The sequence below is a fragment of the Maricaulis sp. genome (assembly GCF_048269565.1).
GTDB lineage: Bacteria > Pseudomonadota > Alphaproteobacteria > Caulobacterales > Maricaulaceae > Maricaulis.
This window is the reverse complement of record NZ_JBLXIK010000001.1, coordinates 32,154-47,483: the sequence shown is the minus strand read 5'-3', so window position 1 is coordinate 47,483 and position 15,330 is coordinate 32,154. Positions and strand designations below refer to the sequence as shown.

General features: G+C 65.3%; 17 protein-coding genes and 1 tRNA gene. 6 read left to right on the top strand and 12 right to left on the bottom strand.

Annotated elements, in window-relative coordinates; genetic code table 11:
• Nucleotides 1-22: 22 nt before the first annotated feature.
• The 6 genes from infA to ACN0YL_RS00210 all read right to left on the bottom strand — a co-directional run bounded on the left by infA (nucleotide 23) and on the right by ACN0YL_RS00210 (nucleotide 3,283).
• A complete protein-coding gene (gene infA, locus ACN0YL_RS00235) occupies nucleotides 23-241 on the bottom strand; it encodes a translation initiation factor IF-1 (protein ID WP_019961978.1) in 219 nt (72 codons plus the stop codon).
• Between the two features lie 115 nt (nucleotides 242-356).
• On the bottom strand, nucleotides 357-791 hold the full coding sequence (locus ACN0YL_RS00230; protein WP_417496633.1) for a low molecular weight phosphatase family protein: 435 nt from the start codon (nucleotides 789-791) through the stop codon (nucleotides 357-359).
• Nucleotides 788-1,291: a UPF0262 family protein gene (locus ACN0YL_RS00225; protein ID WP_417471309.1), complete on the bottom strand. Its 504-nt coding sequence runs from the start codon at nucleotides 1,289-1,291 to the stop codon at nucleotides 788-790. The genes ACN0YL_RS00230 and ACN0YL_RS00225 overlap by 4 nt, the downstream gene beginning before the upstream one ends.
• On the bottom strand, nucleotides 1,288-1,728 hold the full coding sequence (locus ACN0YL_RS00220; RefSeq protein WP_417496632.1) for a DUF2948 family protein: 441 nt from the start codon (nucleotides 1,726-1,728) through the stop codon (nucleotides 1,288-1,290). The genes ACN0YL_RS00225 and ACN0YL_RS00220 overlap by 4 nt, the downstream gene beginning before the upstream one ends.
• 12 nt (nucleotides 1,729-1,740) lie before the next feature.
• Nucleotides 1,741-3,006: a UDP-N-acetylglucosamine 1-carboxyvinyltransferase gene (gene murA, locus ACN0YL_RS00215; RefSeq protein ID WP_417491823.1), complete on the bottom strand. Its 1,266-nt coding sequence runs from the start codon at nucleotides 3,004-3,006 to the stop codon at nucleotides 1,741-1,743.
• A gap of 52 nt (nucleotides 3,007-3,058) precedes the next feature.
• On the bottom strand, nucleotides 3,059-3,283 hold the full coding sequence (locus ACN0YL_RS00210; protein ID WP_417496631.1) for a hypothetical protein: 225 nt from the start codon (nucleotides 3,281-3,283) through the stop codon (nucleotides 3,059-3,061).
• Nucleotides 3,284-3,388: 105 nt separating this feature from the next.
• Between ACN0YL_RS00210 and ACN0YL_RS00205 the strand changes: the two genes are divergently transcribed.
• Nucleotides 3,389-3,463, top strand: a tRNA-Thr gene (locus ACN0YL_RS00205).
• A 69-nt stretch (nucleotides 3,464-3,532) separates the two neighbouring features.
• On the opposite strand, the gene ACN0YL_RS00200 is transcribed toward ACN0YL_RS00205, so the two are convergent.
• Together ACN0YL_RS00200 and ACN0YL_RS00195 are read right to left on the bottom strand one after the other, a co-directional pair.
• Nucleotides 3,533-3,703 carry a type II toxin-antitoxin system RelE/ParE family toxin gene (locus ACN0YL_RS00200; protein WP_417496630.1) on the bottom strand — a complete coding sequence of 57 codons (171 nt, stop codon included), beginning with the start codon at nucleotides 3,701-3,703 and terminating at the stop codon, nucleotides 3,533-3,535.
• 8 nt (nucleotides 3,704-3,711) lie between these two features.
• Nucleotides 3,712-3,960, bottom strand: coding sequence for a type II toxin-antitoxin system ParD family antitoxin (locus ACN0YL_RS00195; protein WP_417471300.1), 249 nt, complete (start codon nucleotides 3,958-3,960; stop codon nucleotides 3,712-3,714).
• Nucleotides 3,961-4,250: 290 nt separating this feature from the next.
• On the opposite strand from ACN0YL_RS00195, the gene ACN0YL_RS00190 reads away from it, so the two are divergent.
• Both ACN0YL_RS00190 and pip read left to right on the top strand, forming a co-directional pair.
• Complete coding sequence (locus ACN0YL_RS00190; protein WP_417491822.1) at nucleotides 4,251-4,718, top strand: hypothetical protein; 468 nt, start codon at nucleotides 4,251-4,253, stop codon at nucleotides 4,716-4,718.
• Between the two features lie 63 nt (nucleotides 4,719-4,781).
• On the top strand, nucleotides 4,782-5,810 hold the full coding sequence (gene pip, locus ACN0YL_RS00185; RefSeq protein WP_417496629.1) for a prolyl aminopeptidase: 1,029 nt from the start codon (nucleotides 4,782-4,784) through the stop codon (nucleotides 5,808-5,810).
• Here the strand turns inward: pip and ACN0YL_RS00180 are convergent.
• Nucleotides 5,807-6,529: a DUF2793 domain-containing protein gene (locus ACN0YL_RS00180; RefSeq protein WP_417496628.1), complete on the bottom strand. Its 723-nt coding sequence runs from the start codon at nucleotides 6,527-6,529 to the stop codon at nucleotides 5,807-5,809. The two genes, pip and ACN0YL_RS00180, sit on opposite strands and share 4 nt — an antisense overlap.
• Nucleotides 6,530-6,689: 160 nt before the next feature.
• Between ACN0YL_RS00180 and ACN0YL_RS00175 the strand changes: the two genes are divergently transcribed.
• Genes ACN0YL_RS00175 through ACN0YL_RS00165 form a run of 3 tightly spaced genes read left to right on the top strand, consistent with a single transcriptional unit; the run spans nucleotide 6,690 to nucleotide 10,794 of the window.
• Nucleotides 6,690-8,123, top strand: coding sequence for a methylmalonyl-CoA mutase family protein (locus ACN0YL_RS00175; RefSeq protein WP_417496627.1), 1,434 nt, complete (start codon nucleotides 6,690-6,692; stop codon nucleotides 8,121-8,123).
• Complete coding sequence (gene scpA / locus ACN0YL_RS00170) at nucleotides 8,120-10,273, top strand: methylmalonyl-CoA mutase (RefSeq protein WP_417496626.1); 2,154 nt, start codon at nucleotides 8,120-8,122, stop codon at nucleotides 10,271-10,273. Before ACN0YL_RS00175 ends, scpA begins: the two co-directional genes overlap by 4 nt.
• A gap of 38 nt (nucleotides 10,274-10,311) precedes the next feature.
• Nucleotides 10,312-10,794 (top strand): CC0125/CC1285 family lipoprotein, encoded by a 483-nt coding sequence (locus ACN0YL_RS00165; RefSeq protein ID WP_417496625.1) that lies wholly within the window; start codon nucleotides 10,312-10,314, stop codon nucleotides 10,792-10,794.
• Nucleotides 10,795-10,833: 39 nt separating this feature from the next.
• Here ACN0YL_RS00165 and ACN0YL_RS00160 read toward each other — a convergent pair whose 3' ends face one another.
• The 3 genes from ACN0YL_RS00160 to ACN0YL_RS00150 form a co-directional block, all read right to left on the bottom strand.
• Nucleotides 10,834-11,439, bottom strand: coding sequence for a 5' DNA nuclease (locus ACN0YL_RS00160; RefSeq protein WP_417496624.1), 606 nt, complete (start codon nucleotides 11,437-11,439; stop codon nucleotides 10,834-10,836).
• Nucleotides 11,440-11,442: 3 nt separating this feature from the next.
• Nucleotides 11,443-12,477, bottom strand: coding sequence for a hypothetical protein (locus ACN0YL_RS00155; protein WP_417496623.1), 1,035 nt, complete (start codon nucleotides 12,475-12,477; stop codon nucleotides 11,443-11,445).
• A gap of 290 nt (nucleotides 12,478-12,767) precedes the next feature.
• A complete protein-coding gene (locus ACN0YL_RS00150) occupies nucleotides 12,768-15,266 on the bottom strand; it encodes a TonB-dependent receptor (RefSeq protein WP_417471282.1) in 2,499 nt (832 codons plus the stop codon).
• Between the last annotated feature and the right edge of the window lie 64 nt (nucleotides 15,267-15,330).

The window sequence follows — 15,330 nt, the reverse complement described above, 5'->3', positions numbered from 1 at the left end:
CGCATCCACGCCGCTTGCGATCTTATTTGAAGCGATAGGTGATCCGGCCCTTGGTCAGATCATAGGGCGTCATTTCGACCAGCACCTTGTCGCCGGCGAGAACGCGGATACGATTCTTGCGCATCTTGCCCGCAGTGTGGGCAATGATTTCGTGGTCGTTTTCGAGTTTCACCCGGAAGGTCGCGTTCGGAAGCAATTCCGTCACTTCGCCGGGAAACTCCAATAATTCTTCTTTAGCCATGCGGCTCCTCATACTCGTAAATGCGGGACACAGAGATGTGCAGATCAGCCCGACTCCAGGGCTGATGGCGCCCCGGCGCGCGTTATAGTCCCGCCTGCCCCACAAAGTCGAGGCTTCAGGCGCTTTTAGGCGGCAGGTCCCAGCTGGCGATGCGGGCATTGATGGCATCGCGCGTTTGCCGGTAGGCGGCGAGGCGCTGCTCACGGCTGCCCGGGGTCTCGCTTGGATCGGCAATCGGCCAGGCCTGGAACTCGGCCGACTTGTCGGCGGCGTATTGCCGGGCCAGCCGGTCGGCGGCGGTCGAGAGCGAGACGACCAGGGCGGCGGGCGGATCAGTGACGCCGCTCAGGGCCATCGGCGAAATGTTTTCCAGATCGCAACCGAGCTCGGCCATCACCGCGACCATGAAACCATCGGCGAAGGCCGCCGGGATCACACCGCAGGAGCGCGCCTGTGCCGCCTTGCCGAAATGCCGGCGCCAGAGCGCAGCCGCCATCGGCGAGCGGATCGCATTGCGACCACACACGAACAGGACCGACGGTACGCTCACGAGGCGGCCCGCCGATGCAGGGCACAGATCAGGGTGAAGAGGCGGCGCGCCGTGTCGAAATCGACCTCGATCTTGCCGGACAGGCGTTCACGCAACAGGGTCGAGCCCTCATTATGGACGCCGCGGCGTCCCATATCGATCGCCTCGATCTGGGCCAGGGGCGCATCGCGCACGGCCTCGTAATAGCTTTCGCAGATCATGAAATAGTCTTTGACGATCCGGCGCAGCGGCCCCAGCGCGAACACGAAGGCGCGCACCGGCGTATCATCCTCCAGCCGGACATCGAACAGCAGCCGGTCATGCTCGATTGCCAGACGCAGCGCATAGGGCCCGCTGGTCTCGCCGACGGCCTCGCTGACGGGGCGAAAGCTGTTGCCCTCGAGCAGATCGGCGATCGCGACCCGGCGTTCGTGATCGGCATTGACGTCGGTCGGGCCGATACTGGCCATGTCGAGATCGATCCGGACGATCCTGTCAGGCTGATCCGATGCGCCGCTCATGTCTCGTCCATCCCGTGTTCGGGCCGGCGCGTCGCCGGCCAGGGTGCGCTGATATCAACCATCGCGACTTCGAGGCACTCGACCTCGAGCCGCAGCTCGCCGCCGCCGGAGAAGACCAGCACCACCACACCCGATGGCGCCTCGCCCGGTTCAAACCCGATCGAGAGCAGATTGACCACCGCCTCCTCCGCGCCCTGGCGGAGATTGCTGGATCGTGCCGCGACAACATTGCCAAATTGCACACCACAGCGCACGCGCTGCTTGCGGCCACCGGCCTCCCAGCGAAAGCGGTTGAAGGCAATGGTGAAATTGCGCTGCTGCCGGGAGAATTCGAAATCACCGAGCTGGGCCACCGCGTCCTGCAGGGCAGCCGAGATCGCTTCGAGGTCGGCGGCGTCCAGCGCCGTCAGGCGCAGCGGGGCAATAGCGCGCTTCACGTCAAGTCTCCGTCAGTCGGCCCGGCGTTCGATGCGGGCACCGCAGCCGGACAGTTTCGCTTCCAGTCGCTCGAAGCCACGATCGAGATGGTAGACCCGGTTGACCACGGTTTCACCCTCGGCGGCAAGCCCGGCGATGACCAGTGAGACCGAAGCGCGCAGATCCGTCGCCATCACCGGCGCCCCGCGCAAGAGCGGCACGCCGCGTACCACGGCCTCGCTGCCATGAACGCTGATATCGGCGCCGAGCCGGGTCAGTTCCGGCGCGTGCATGAAACGGTTCTCGAAAATCGTCTCGCGGATCACCGACGTACCTTCGGCCAGCGTCATCAGCGCCATGAATTGCGCCTGCGCATCGGTCGGGAAGCCGGGATAGGGCTGGGTCTCGATATCGACGGCGGTCAGGCGGGTGCCGTTGCGCGCAACGCGCACGCCCTGATCGGCCGGTTCGACGGTGACGCCGGCATCGGCCATGGCGCGCCAGAGCGCCTTGTTGTGGGCCCAGTTGGCGCCGTCGAGAATGCAGTCACCGCCGGTCGCCGCAACCGCGAGGGCATAGGTGGCCGTCTCGATCCGGTCGCCGACGACATGATGGCGCACGCCCTTGAGCCGGCGCTCACCCTGGATGCGAATCGTGCTGGTGCCGGCGCCTTCGACCCGGGCGCCCATTGCGGTCAGCATCTCGGCGAGATCGGCGATTTCCGGTTCGCGCGCCGCATTCTCGATCACGCTCTCGCCGCGCGCCAGGGCGGCGGCCAGCATGGCGTGTTCGGTGGCGCCGACCGAGGCGAAGGGCAGATCGATCTCGCCGCCGACCAGGCCGCCGGCCGGGGCGCTGGCATCGACATAGCCTTCGGAGACCTCGATTTTGGCCCCCAGCGCCTCGAGCGCCCTGAGATGCAGATCGACCGGGCGGGCGCCAATGGCGCAGCCGCCGGGCAGCGAGACGCGGGCGTGACCTTCGCGCGCCACCAGCGGGCCGAGCACGTTGAAGGTCGCGCGCATCTTGCGCACCAGGTCATAGGGCGCGAAGGTATCGGCGATCACGCCGGCATGCAGGTGCAGCTCGGCACCGCTGCCCTCCTCGACCGACACACCAAGCCGGGCCAGCAAATGGCCCATGAAGCGCGAATCAGCGAGGCGCGGCATATTGGTCAGGGTCACCGGCTCATCGGTCAGCAATGCGGCGGCCATCAGTTTGAGCGCCGAATTCTTGGCGCCGCTGATCGGAATACGGCCCTCAAGCCGCGCGCCGCCCTGGATGATGATCCGGTCCATTGTCACTCCTCAATCCGATGAACACACATGCAGCGGTTCGAACCCGGCGGGATTATGACCCATCCCGGGGATTTTTCGTGGCAGGGATTGCAGAAGCTTGTGCAGTGGCGCCCTCGCCTGCGTCCGCGTCGGGCTGATCGCCGGCGTCAGATGGCGCAGCGCGGTCGGCCTTGCGGCGGCGCAGATTGCTGCGCAGGGCCGCAGCCAGGCGGGCTTCACGGCTGTCGGGATCGCTGGCGGCGGCGGCCTTGCGCGGCGAGGGCGGTGTCTTTGTCATGTCATTGGTCATGTCGAACGCAGCTCCTCACGTCAAGACGCACTTGGCGGGAGCGCGACCATGTATTATACGCCCGGCTTCGCGTCGCGACTTTAGCGACCCGGCGCCGCCATAGCTCAGGGGTAGAGCGCGTCATTGGTAATGACGAGGTCCACAGTTCAAATCTGTGTGGCGGCACCATTTTTCCCTATTCCGATGATCGAGGCTTCAACGCAGCAGGCGGCGCGGCATCGGCCTTGCCGATCCGGATCATCCGGGATCACCAGCCCAGTTCTCGTGGGCATGCCGGATACGCAGAACCAGGACATCGTCGTCGGCATCGATCACATAGATGATGAGATGGCTCCCGTGCGGATGGCACCGCACCGGCGGAGCGATCTCCACGCGCTCGCGCGCGGCCCGGGTGAGTTTGAAACCCATTGCCGGGCTTACTCGTCGGCACCGGTGAGCCGGGCCTGTGCAGCGTCACGTATTTCTGCCATCGAACGCTCACCAACGCCGCTCTCGAGCGCCTCGGTGACCAGCGCCTGCATATTCGCGATCTTGCTGCGACGGTCCTGGTCCTGCCGAATCAGGTCGCGAACATAATCGCTGGCATTGCTGTAGCGGCCCTCGGCACGCTGGGCTTCAACCCACGCTTTCATGGCATCAGGCAGTGAGACATTCATCGTCGCCATCGGGCCCTCCATTGGCGGGCATCATGGCATATTTTAGCAAAGATTGCCAATTTTCCAGCTGGTGCCCGCGGCAAGGACAGCATCATCGTCACAATACCCGCCCGGTGTGCACCACCATGCGCGTGCTGCAACGGGTCTTCGGGAGCAATTTCCCGGTGAAAGGCAATGCGGAACCGTGCTAGTGGGGCACCATTCCGGCGCCGGGGCGCCGGATGGCCCGATGGGGGACCGAGACTGGCGGCAGCGCCCGAAAATGGCTGCCGACCTGATTGCGACCGGGACAGGATGAGATGAAATCTGATTGGCGACGTGCGCTCACAGCGCTCCTCCTGACCGCCGGGCTTGGCGCCGGCCTCACCGGATTCGCGCCCGAACTGCGTGAAAAAGGCCTCCTGCCCGCCGCGCAGCCCGAAACCGAGCTGCTGTATTCCATCGTCAATCTGACCGAAGACCTGCACGCCCGCACGGCCTGTCCGCTTGATCTCGCGGCAGCGCGTGCCCGCGTCGAGGCGGGGCTGCGGGCCCAGGCGCTGAAACCTGTCTTCAGCCCGATCGCCGAAGGGCCCGGCGTGTTGATGCAGGAGGTCGCGGCCCGGCCGATATCTGCCGGCGATGGCACTGTGTGTGGCTGGACGGCGAGCGCCGCCCTCAATGGCCGCCGCGGACCGGTGCGGCATGACCGCGACGGGCATTCCTATTCCAGCCTCGAAGCGGCCAGCCGCGATGTCGAACCCTTGCTGGCAAGCCCGGTGCGCTGAGCGTGCTATCGCCGGCCCGGCGCCCGCGCTAGGCTCGCCCCGGATCAATTGCTGCGGATGCCCATGAGCCCTCTCTTCCCGCCCATCGAACCGCACCGGACGGGCCGCCTGCCCGTCAGTGCCGGACATGAGCTCTATTGGGAGCAATGCGGCCGCGCGGACGGCATCCCGCTGCTGGTGCTGCATGGCGGTCCGGGATCGGGCTGTTCGCCGCGCTTTCAGCAAATGTTCGATCCGGCCCGCATCAACATCACCCTGATGGACCAGCGCGGCTGTGGCCGCTCGACGCCGCACCTGTCGCTTGAAGCCAATACCACCGCCGATCTGATCGGCGATATCGAGGCGCTGCGCACGCATCTGGGGATCGAGCGCTGGGTCGTGTTCGGGCCCTCCTGGGGATCGACCCTGGCGCTGGCCTATGCGCAGGCTTTCCCTGAGCGGGTCAGCACGCTGGTGGTCGAGGCGATCTTCCTGGCGACGCCGGACAATCTCGACTGGTGGCACAGCGAGGCCGGCGCGCCGCGCTTCTTCCCGGAAGCCTTCGCCGATTTCATCGCCCCGGTGCCCGAGCGATACCGCGCCAGCCCGCGCGCGATCATGGACTGGTGTTTCGAGGACATGCAGCGCGAGCTGGCTGACGGGCTCACGGCGCTGAACCGGCTGACGGACCCGGGGGCAAGTCTCGCCGAACTGCGCCAATCCACCCTGTATCGCTGGACTGAATACGAGGACCGCCTCTCCTGGATCGATCAATGTGCCGAGGCCACGCGCGAAGGCCTCGCCGAGCGCGGGCCGGACTTCGTCGCCGCACATTCGCTGATCGAGGCGCATTATTTCCGCAATGGCTGCTTTCTCGAGCCCGACCAGCTGATCGCCAACGCCTCGAAGCTGGCCGCTGTGCCGATGCAGATCCTGCACAGCCGCTACGACATGGTCTGCCCGCCGCGCGGCGCGATCCGGCTGGCGGCGGCCTGTCCGCACGCGGGCCTGCACATGGCGCCGGTCAACGGGCATGCGATGACGGATGCCGTGCAGGAAATTCTGAACGGGGTGATGGCGGGGGTGCTGCCGCTACGACTGCCACAACGCTAGTCCGGCGCCTCCGGCATCCAGGCATGGATGGCGAGGCTGACCGCACCGCCGGTGAAGGCGCCGCCATTGGCGGTGAGCACGATGGCCGTGTCGCTGTAAAAGGCGGTCGGGCCGATGACACCGAGATTGCTGGCGCCTTCCGACACCCCCAGCGAACCGCCAAACTTGGCCGTCTCGCCGGCAATGCCGCAGTCAAAACTGGTGGCGCCGGTGATCCCTTCAGTGGTCCGCACTGATACGCAGAGGACGATTGAGCGTGCCGGGATCATCATCGCTGTGACCACGCTGGCGCCGGTCAGGCCGGTGACACTGTCGGCGACAAGGATGGCGCGGGTTCTGGCGCCGCCGGGCGATTCGGCCAGCACGGTATCGGCGCCGGCCAGGATCCAGGCGCTGCCGTCGTACAGGATATCGCGGCCCTCATCGATCAGATGCACGCGCCAGCCGGGCCTTGGCGGCAATTCGCTCCAGAAACCGTCGCGCCAGATCGCCAGCGAACCGGCGGCCATCGCGGCCCAGTCGTCACCGCTGGCCCCGGCCGGCAGGATCCAGCCCTGGCCGTCTTCGGGCATCGCCGGCTGGACAGCGAGTGTTCGGCTTTGCGCCTGCGGCTGCACCAGCGCGTCGAGCCTGAGCAGGCTCTCATTCACGGGGACATGTTTTTGCGCCTGCGCCGGCATCACCAGCGGCAGGGCTAGATTGGGTGTGGTTTCGGACATCGGGGCCTCCTTGGCAGCTGCCCCCGATTGTGACGCCGCCCCGGGCGCTGTGGGACAAGACAAATCGCTGTCCATACTCGCCGCTCGTACTTGACGCGCGGGCCGTGCGCGCCTTTTCTCCGCCCCGACACGATAATGGCCTTGCCGCGACAGGATGCTCATGACCGACACTATCCACGATTTTGCCGGGGGATTTCCCGCCCAGACCGCCGCCAGCTGGCGCGCACTCGCCGAAAAAGCCCTGCGCGGCGCCGATTTCGAAGCCACGGTCAAGCGGCACACGATTGACGGCCTCCAGCGCGGCCCGGTCTTCTTTGACCGCCCGGCCGGCACCGGCGCCGTCGATACGCTGCCACGCAACGGTCATCTGCCCTGGGGCATGCGCCAGTCGATTGTCGAGGCGACACCGGATGCCGCCAATACCGCCGCGCTCGATGATTTGATGGGCGGCGTGTCGGAGCTGGAATTGCGGCTCCACTCAACGGGGCAATTCGGCCTCAAGGCCAATGAGGTCGACCTGCTGGATGCAGCGCTGAAGGGCGTCGATCTCTCGCTGGCGCCCGTCTATCTCGACAGTCTCGACGGCCAGGGCCATCACGCGCATCTGGCGCTGACCCTGTTTGCCCGTCGCCGCCTCGATGGCGAGCATTTGCAAGGCGGGCTCGGCCTGGCGCCGATCGAACGCGCCGCACGCCAGGGCATCGCGCTGGATGACCAATGCTTCCCCAAGGCGCGCGATCTGGCCCAATTGTCCCAAGCCGCCTTCCCGCAGCTGAAAATCTTCCGCTGTGATGGCGCCCTCGCCTTCGAGGCCGGCGGCTCGGAGGTGCAGGAACTGGCGCTGATGGCCGCCTCGGCCGCGGCCTATATGCGCCTCATGCTCGACGCCGGCCTCTCCGTCGACGACGCCGCCGGCGCGATCGAGGCGCGGCTGGCCGCCGATACCGATATCCACCTGACCATCGCCAAGCTGCGCGCCGCCCGGCGCATCTACGCCCGCATCGCACAAAGCTTTGGCGCCCGTGAAGCGGCGCAGCGCCTCAGCCTGCATGCCACCACATCCGGCCGGATGATGAGCGCCAAGGATCCGTGGACGAATATGATCCGCACCGCCTGTGCCGGTTTTGCAGCGGCCGCTGGCGGGGCTGACACCATCACCATCCGCCCCTTCACCGATGCGATCGGCCGCCCGACCGGGCTCGGCCGCCGCGTGGCGCGCAATCTCCAGATCCTGCTCGCCGAGGAGAGCCATATCGGCAAGGTCACCGACCCGGCCGCCGGCAGCTATCTGCACGAGACGCTGAGCGATGAACTGGCCCAGGCCGCCTGGGCGCTATTCCAGCAGATCGAACGGCGCGGCGGACTGGTCGAGGCCTTCGCTGGCGGCTGGCTGCAGGGCGAGATCGCCGCCGTGCGCGACAAGCGCCTGCAACAGATCGCTGACGGCGAGGATGTCATTCTCGGCGTCACCCAGCATCCCGACCCGCATCCCAAACCGGTCGAGACCAACGGGGTCTGGCCCGAAACCAACGCACCGGAGGGCGCCGTCACGGCCATCCGCCTGGCGACGCCATTCGAGGGAGCGGCATCATGAGCACGACACCGGATTTCACCACGCTCGATCTCGGCCCCGCCCTGCCCGCCTCCGCGGCGAAGGGCGAGGACTGGACACCGGCTGAAGGCATCGCCATCCACACCGCCTACGGCCCGGCTGACAGCGACAATATCGACTTTATCCACACCGTGCCCGGTGCGGCGCCGTTTGTACGCGGGCCCTATCCGACCATGTTCCTGCAGCGCCCCTGGACGATCCGGCAATATGCCGGTTTCTCGACGGCGGAAGATTCCAACGCCTTCTATCGCCGCAATCTCGCGGCCGGCCAGAAAGGCCTCTCGGTCGCCTTCGATCTGGCGACGCATCGCGGCTATGATTCAGACCACCCGCGCGTCGCCGGCGATGTCGGCATGGCCGGTGTGGCAATCGATTCCATCTATGACATGCGCACCCTGTTCGACGGCATTCCGCTCGACCAGATGAGCGTTTCGATGACCATGAATGGCGCGGTGCTGCCGGTGCTGGCGCTCTATATCGTTGCCGCCGAGGAGCAGGGCGTGAAGCCGGAACAGCTGTCCGGCACGATCCAGAACGACATCCTCAAGGAGTTCATGGTCCGCAATACCTATATCTATCCGCCCAGCCCCTCGATGCGGATCATCTCGGACATTTTCGACTACACCTCGAAACATATGCCGAAATACAATTCGATCTCGATCTCCGGCTACCACATGCAAGAGGCGGGAGCGCCGGCCGATCTCGAGCTCGCCTACACCATCGCCGACGGTCTGGAATATATCGCCACCGGCATCGAGGCCGGCATGGATGTCGACACCTTCGCGCCGCGCCTCTCCTTCTTCTTCGGCATCGGCATGAATGTCTTCATGGAGGTCGCCAAGCTGCGCGCCGCGCGCCTGCTTTGGGCGAAGCTGGTGAAGGAACGCTTTGATCCGAAAAGCGAAAAATCGATCTGCCTGCGCACCCATTGCCAGACATCGGGCTGGTCGCTGACGGCGCAGGATGTGTTCAACAATGTCGGCCGCACGGCGCTGGAAGCCATCGCCGCCGTCGATGGCCACACCCAGTCGCTGCACACCAATTCCCTCGACGAGGCGCTGGCCCTGCCGACCGACTTCTCGGCCCGTATCGCCCGCAATACCCAGATCCTGCTGGCCAGCGAAGCGCATGCCTGTGACGCGATCGACCCGTGGGGCGGCAGTCATTATGTCGAGCGCCTGACCCATGATCTCGCCGCCCGCGCGATGGATCATATCGCCGAGATCGACGCGCTCGGCGGTATGGCCAAGGCGATCGAGGCCGGCGTGCCGAAATTGCGTATCGAAGAGGCCGCAGCCCGCACCCAGGCGCTGATCGACAGCGGTCAGCAGACCATTACCGGCGTCAATAAATTCCTGCTCGACGAAGACGAGGACGTCCCCGTCCTCAAGGTCGACAACTACCTCGTGCGCAAACAGCAGATCGAAAAGCTCGAACGCCTGCGCCAGGAGCGCGATCCGGCCAGGCTGGAAGCCGCGCTCGATGCGCTGGCCACCTCTGCCGCCTCCGGTGAGGGCAATCTGCTGGAACTGGCCGTCGATGCGGCCCGTGCCATGGCGACCGTCGGCGAGATTTCCGATGCGATGGAGCGCGCCTTCAAGCGCCATGTCGCCGAAATCAAGGCCGTGACCGGAATTTACGGTCCCGCCGCCGGCCCTGATGACAAGGTCCGCCGCGCTCGCGACACCGCAGCACGCTTCCTTGAGCTTCATGGCCGCAAGCCGAAAATCCTGATCGCCAAGCTCGGCCAGGACGGCCATGACCGCGGCCAGAAAGTCGTCGCCTCCGCCTATGCCGATCTCGGCTGGGATGTGGTGATCGGGCCGCTGTTCCAGACCCCGGAGGAAGCCGCAAACCTCGCCATCGCGGAAGACGTCCATGCCGCCGCCGCCTCATCGCTGGCGGCGGGGCATCTAACCCTGGTGCCGCAATTGCGCGCCGCGCTCTCCGAACAGGGCCGCGACGATATCCTGGTCGTGGTCGGCGGCGTCATTCCGCCCGATGACGAACCGGTGCTGCGCCAGATGGGCGCGGCGGCCGTCTTCCCGCCGGGCACGGTGATCGCCGACAGTGCGCTGATCATGCTGGACCGGATGGGCGTCGAGGCGGCGGTGGCAAGCGAGGACGAATGATCCTATCGTGAGCGGGTTACACAGCTGGAGCTGCCGCCATGAAACGCATTCTTCCCCTGCTTGTCCTTGCCCCCGCGCTCGCCCTGACGGCCTGCGCGACGTCTGGCCCGACACGCTATGCGCCGGCCCATGAGGGTCAGTACGGCTATTCTGAACGCGCCATCGAGCAGGACCGGTTCATGATCCGCTTTGATGCCGGCCCGGACACCAGTATCGAGGAGACCGAGGATCTGGCGCTGCGCCGGGCGGCCGAGTTCACACTGGAACAGGGCGGTGACTGGTTTGTGGTCGTGCGCCGCAATCGCGATGGCAATGATCGCGATCCGGTGCGGGTGGGAACCTCGGCCAGCTATTCCACCGGCTCTCGCGGCTATTCATCCCGCGGCATCGGCGTGGGCATCCGTTTTGACGGCTCAGCCGGGCAGAAATCCGTGACGCTGGAAATCCTGGTGCGCACCGGCACCGTCTCCGACGATGCCAATGCCTATGACGCCCGCAATGTACTGGCTCACATGCCCTGAGGCGCAGCCTGGCCGACATCCCGTGCCAAGTGATCTGGCTCAGGCGATCAGCGCCTTGGCCTGACCGACCCAGTCATCGCGGACGATGCGACCGCGGCCATTGATGCGGGCGTCCCAGTCGGCGATATCGCTCTCGCTCCAGGCGGCGATCTGCGCATAGCGGACCACGCCCTCGGCTTTCAGGCTGGCGGCGGCCTTGGGCCCAAGCCCCTTGATCACCGTCAGATCTTCGTCGGACGCGGCAGCGGCCGGCGCCGGCTCGGCGGGCGCCGGTGTCGCCGGTTCAGCAGCAGGGGCCGGCTTCGGTTTGGCCGGTGCTGCGGCTGGCTTGGCTGCAGCAGGCGCAGCCTTGCGCTTTGCCGCCGGCTTGGCCGGTTCGCGCTTCTCGCTTGAATCGGCTGGAATATCGGCGTGACCGGCCTTCACCGCTTCCGGGGCGCGGCTTGCGGCCACGGCGCGCGCTTCGGCTTCGCCGAGACGGCGCGCCAGGTTTTCATTCTCGCGGCGCAGCGCGATGACATCGGCCAGCGCCTTGTCGGCCTCGACGCTGCGCGCCTCGCCGCTCCAGACCTTCCAACCCGTCAGAACCCCGAATCCGAAGGCCGCCAAAATCAGGAAACCAATTTGCCAGACCAGCCAGAACATGCCTCAACCCTCAATCGATGAAACGGAAAACGTAAGTGCCTGCAACTGGTCATCCGCCAGCGCAACAATAACCCGGCTCTCGCCCTCGGCGCCGCCGGACAGCAGCGAGCGCACCTGTTCGGCACGCTGCCGCGCGAGTTCCTCGCCGCCATCGGCGATATTGATCGTCACGGAAAGCCGGGCATCCTCGGGACAGGCGCCAAAGGTGCGTCCCAGCCGGCGCAGGGCGATTTCCGTCAGCGGACTGGCACCGACACCACCGGTCTCGAAGCGCAGCGCATCGGTGCCCTGGGCCGCCCGGATCACGGCGGCGCAGGCATCAATGTCCGGCACGTTGACGATGGCCGGGGCCCCGGCGGGAATGATGATCGACGCGGCGCGGAAGGGCGCCGGCATCGATTGCAGCGTATTGGCGACAGAGCGGGCAATTTGCGGATTCTCGGCATCGCCATAAAGGCCGCCCTGCTGGCCGCTGAGCACGATGGCGCCGCGTTCGAGCCGCGCCAGCTGGCCGAGCAGGCGCTTGGCCGCCTCTTCCCATTCAGCCGCCGGAGCGCCGCCCGGGATCAGGGTCAGGTCGGAATCGGCGCCGTTGGGGAAATTGGCGGTGGCGAAACGGGCGATCGCATCGCGGGCGGCGGCATCGGTCGCGTCGCCGCGGATCAGCACGCGGCCCCGAAAGGCAACATCGGCGCGGAAGGAAAAGCCGCGATCGGTGCGCGCATCGGTGATCTCGTCGACCACGCGCGTCACGCCGCCGGCAATGCTGCCACCCGACCAGGTCGAGCCGGCCACGACTTCGAGCGCAATTTCGCGCGCCGTGTCATTGGGGGCGGCGCCGGACAGGATGGCCTCCTGGCCACGGAAGCGCACATGGGCCCAGTCCATCTCGCGCCGGTCGAGCGCGGCGCGTGCATTGCTCTCCAGACGGGACTCGAGGCTGGCGATGGAAAACGGTCCGACGACCATGGACAGGCCGGTCACGACCAGCAGGCCGGCCAGGGCGATCAACAGAATATTTCGGGCGCGCAGCGTCATGGCAAAATCATCAATGTCTCAACGGTGGGGATTCGAATCATATGGGCCTGTTCAATCATCGTATCGCGGCCAATTCAGGGCAGGCACCCCAAAGCAGGTGATGTGGTGAAGATTGTGCAGCCACAATCCTTGCGCAAGTGTCGGTAGTCTCACAGGCGCGTGTGCATGGCCCGATAACGGACCCGCAGGACAGCAGGGCGACAGGACAGCAGCCCCACAACCAAGCAGACCGACAAGAAAAAGGGCCGGGCGTCGCCGCCCGGCCCCTTCCCTGTCATGCGTAGGCTCGACTAGCGGCGGGCGCGGAGCGTAAGGCCCCAGGACCGTGCCTGGCCGGTAGAGGCATTGAAGGAACCAGGCTGGAACGGCCCATCAAAGCCGACCTGGATATAGCCTTCATCCGTCAGATTGCGGCCCCACAGTTCCAGCGACCATGTCTCATCGGCAGCGCCGATGCCGATACGGCCGTTGAACACGGTGTAGGCATCCTGCATCTTCTCGATGTCGAGATCGGAGCCGGTATTGTGCTCCGACAGATAGCGGGCGCTGAGGTGAGCCAGCCAGGTCATGTTGTCGCCGAAGGTCCCGTTATACGTGGCCGAGGCCGACGCATACCATTCCGGAGCCAGCGAGAAGTTCTGACCGGACAGGACATCAACTTCAGGCGTGCCCGTCGGAGCGAACGTGTCATAGGTCGCGTTGGCGTAGGTCAGGCCACCCTGCATGGTCAGGCCAGGCATGGCTTCAGGCAACCAGAGCAGTTCCATCTCGGCACCCTGGGTCGATGCACCATCGATCGAGGTCACGAAGAAGGCGATGCCGTTGAAGGTGTTCAGCTGGTAGGTGTCGAAATCAGACTGGAACAGATAGAAGTTGGCCAGCACCGTATCGTTGGCCCACTCGGTCTTGATACCGATCTCGAAGCTGTCGACGGTTTCCGGGTCGAAACGAGCCGGATAGGTGTTCGGATTCGCGAGCACCGAAGTGAAGTCCACCGCATCGCTGCCGGCCTGGTCGAAGCGGTCGAGGTTGAAACCGCCCGCCTTGTAGCCACGCGAATAGGTCCCGTACATCAACAGGTCATCACTGAAGCGGTGCGACAGTGACAGCAGGCCGGAGAACTCGTTCTCCTCGAGCGTCTGCGTATTGTCGATCCGGGCGAAAACATCCCGGGCGAACGGCAGACAGGTGTACGCACCGAAAGTGTCGGACCCTGGAGGGAAGAAGCCCAGGACGGCCTGTGCGAACGGGGTCGAGAAGTCGAGGGCATCACCGAACACGGTTTCCCAGACGTCACACGCCGGCGCATAGCTTTCACCAAAGTCGAAATGCGCCGTCTTTTCAGTCCGCGTATGACGCAGACCGAAGGTCAGATCTGTTGCATCGGTGAGGTGCCAGGTGTTGTGCGTGAAGAAGCTGAGGCTGTCGCCATCCTGGGTGAAGGTATCACCCACCGGATTGCCACCGCCCAGCGGCACGCCCGTTCCCGCAGCAAGCGGAACATAGCCAGGGATCAGGAAGCCGCCCAGGCCATTGGCCAGGTCGGTGACCAGCGTCGGGCTTCCGCCCAGCAGGCCGAGATAGGTCGAGAAGTGTGCACCCATCTGGATGGCGTCTTCGCGAACCAGGTTCTCGTTCGAATAGTAGGAACCGACCATCCACTCGAAATTCTCGGTCGAGCCGGAGACGCGCAGTTCGAAGGTGGTGTTACCGAATTCGAACCGGTTGTTGTCGATATCGCGGAACACGATGTCGGCGCCGGTGAAGTCCGTATCCTGACCGGAGCGCAGCTCATAGTCACGATCCGACAGGATGGCCGTCACGTCGAAGCTTTCGAAGTTCAGGTTCAGTTCGGCGCTGAAGCCCTGATCCGTGATCTCCTGGCCGGTGTCACGGTTGGACTGCACGAGACCGCTGAACGGATCCTCGCTGCCCGCCATCGGCCGCGCGCCAGGCACAAGGAAGTTGATCGCGCCGGCAGTCGGACCGGACACAATGCTCGGCGCACCGCAGCAATCCTCGTCACGTTCGGTGTAGTCAGCGGTCAGCAGCAGGTTTGCCTGGTCGCTGAAGTCAAACAGGACCTGACCGCGCAGGGTGAAGAAATTCTGGGTGCGGTCCTCGGTCTCCGTGCGCGGGCCACCGAAGGTCTCGGCGGTCTGGTAACCGTCATGAGACCGGCTGGCAGCGTAGAGACGCCCGGCGATCCGGTCGCTGAGCGGACCGGTGATGCCGGCAGCAGCACCCCAGCCGGTGGCATCGCCGCCCATATAGGTCAGCTCGCCATTATAATCGAACTCGAACTCGGGCCGCTTGGTGACGACGTTGATGATACCGGCAGTGGTATTGGCACCAAACAGCGTGCCCTGCGGGCCGCGCAGGACTTCGATGCGTTCCATTTCGCCGAGATCGTTGAAGGCAACGCCATTACGGGCGCGCGGCACACCGTCGATCACGATGCCGACAGACGATTCCAGACCCGGATTGTCGCCAACCGTACCAATGCCACGAATACGGGCGGTGGTGACAAAATCATTCGTGGTCGAGGTGACGTTGAGGCCTGGCGAGATGATCATCAGGTCCTTCAGGTCGCGGACACCTGAATTCTGCAGCAGGTCCTCATTATAGGCCGTAACCGCAACCGGCACGTCCTGGATACCCTGCTCACGCTTTTGCGCCGTCACCGTGATGACGTCCACGCTGCGGCTTTCCTGCGCCGCGGCCTGTGCACCGGTCAATGCGATGACCGAGGCTGCTGCGAACAGAATCGTTTTCTTGGTCGATAACATTCCTTGAACTCCCTCCCGAGAGCTGGCGATTTTCGCTCAGCTGTTTTCATTGAGCGCTTTGCGC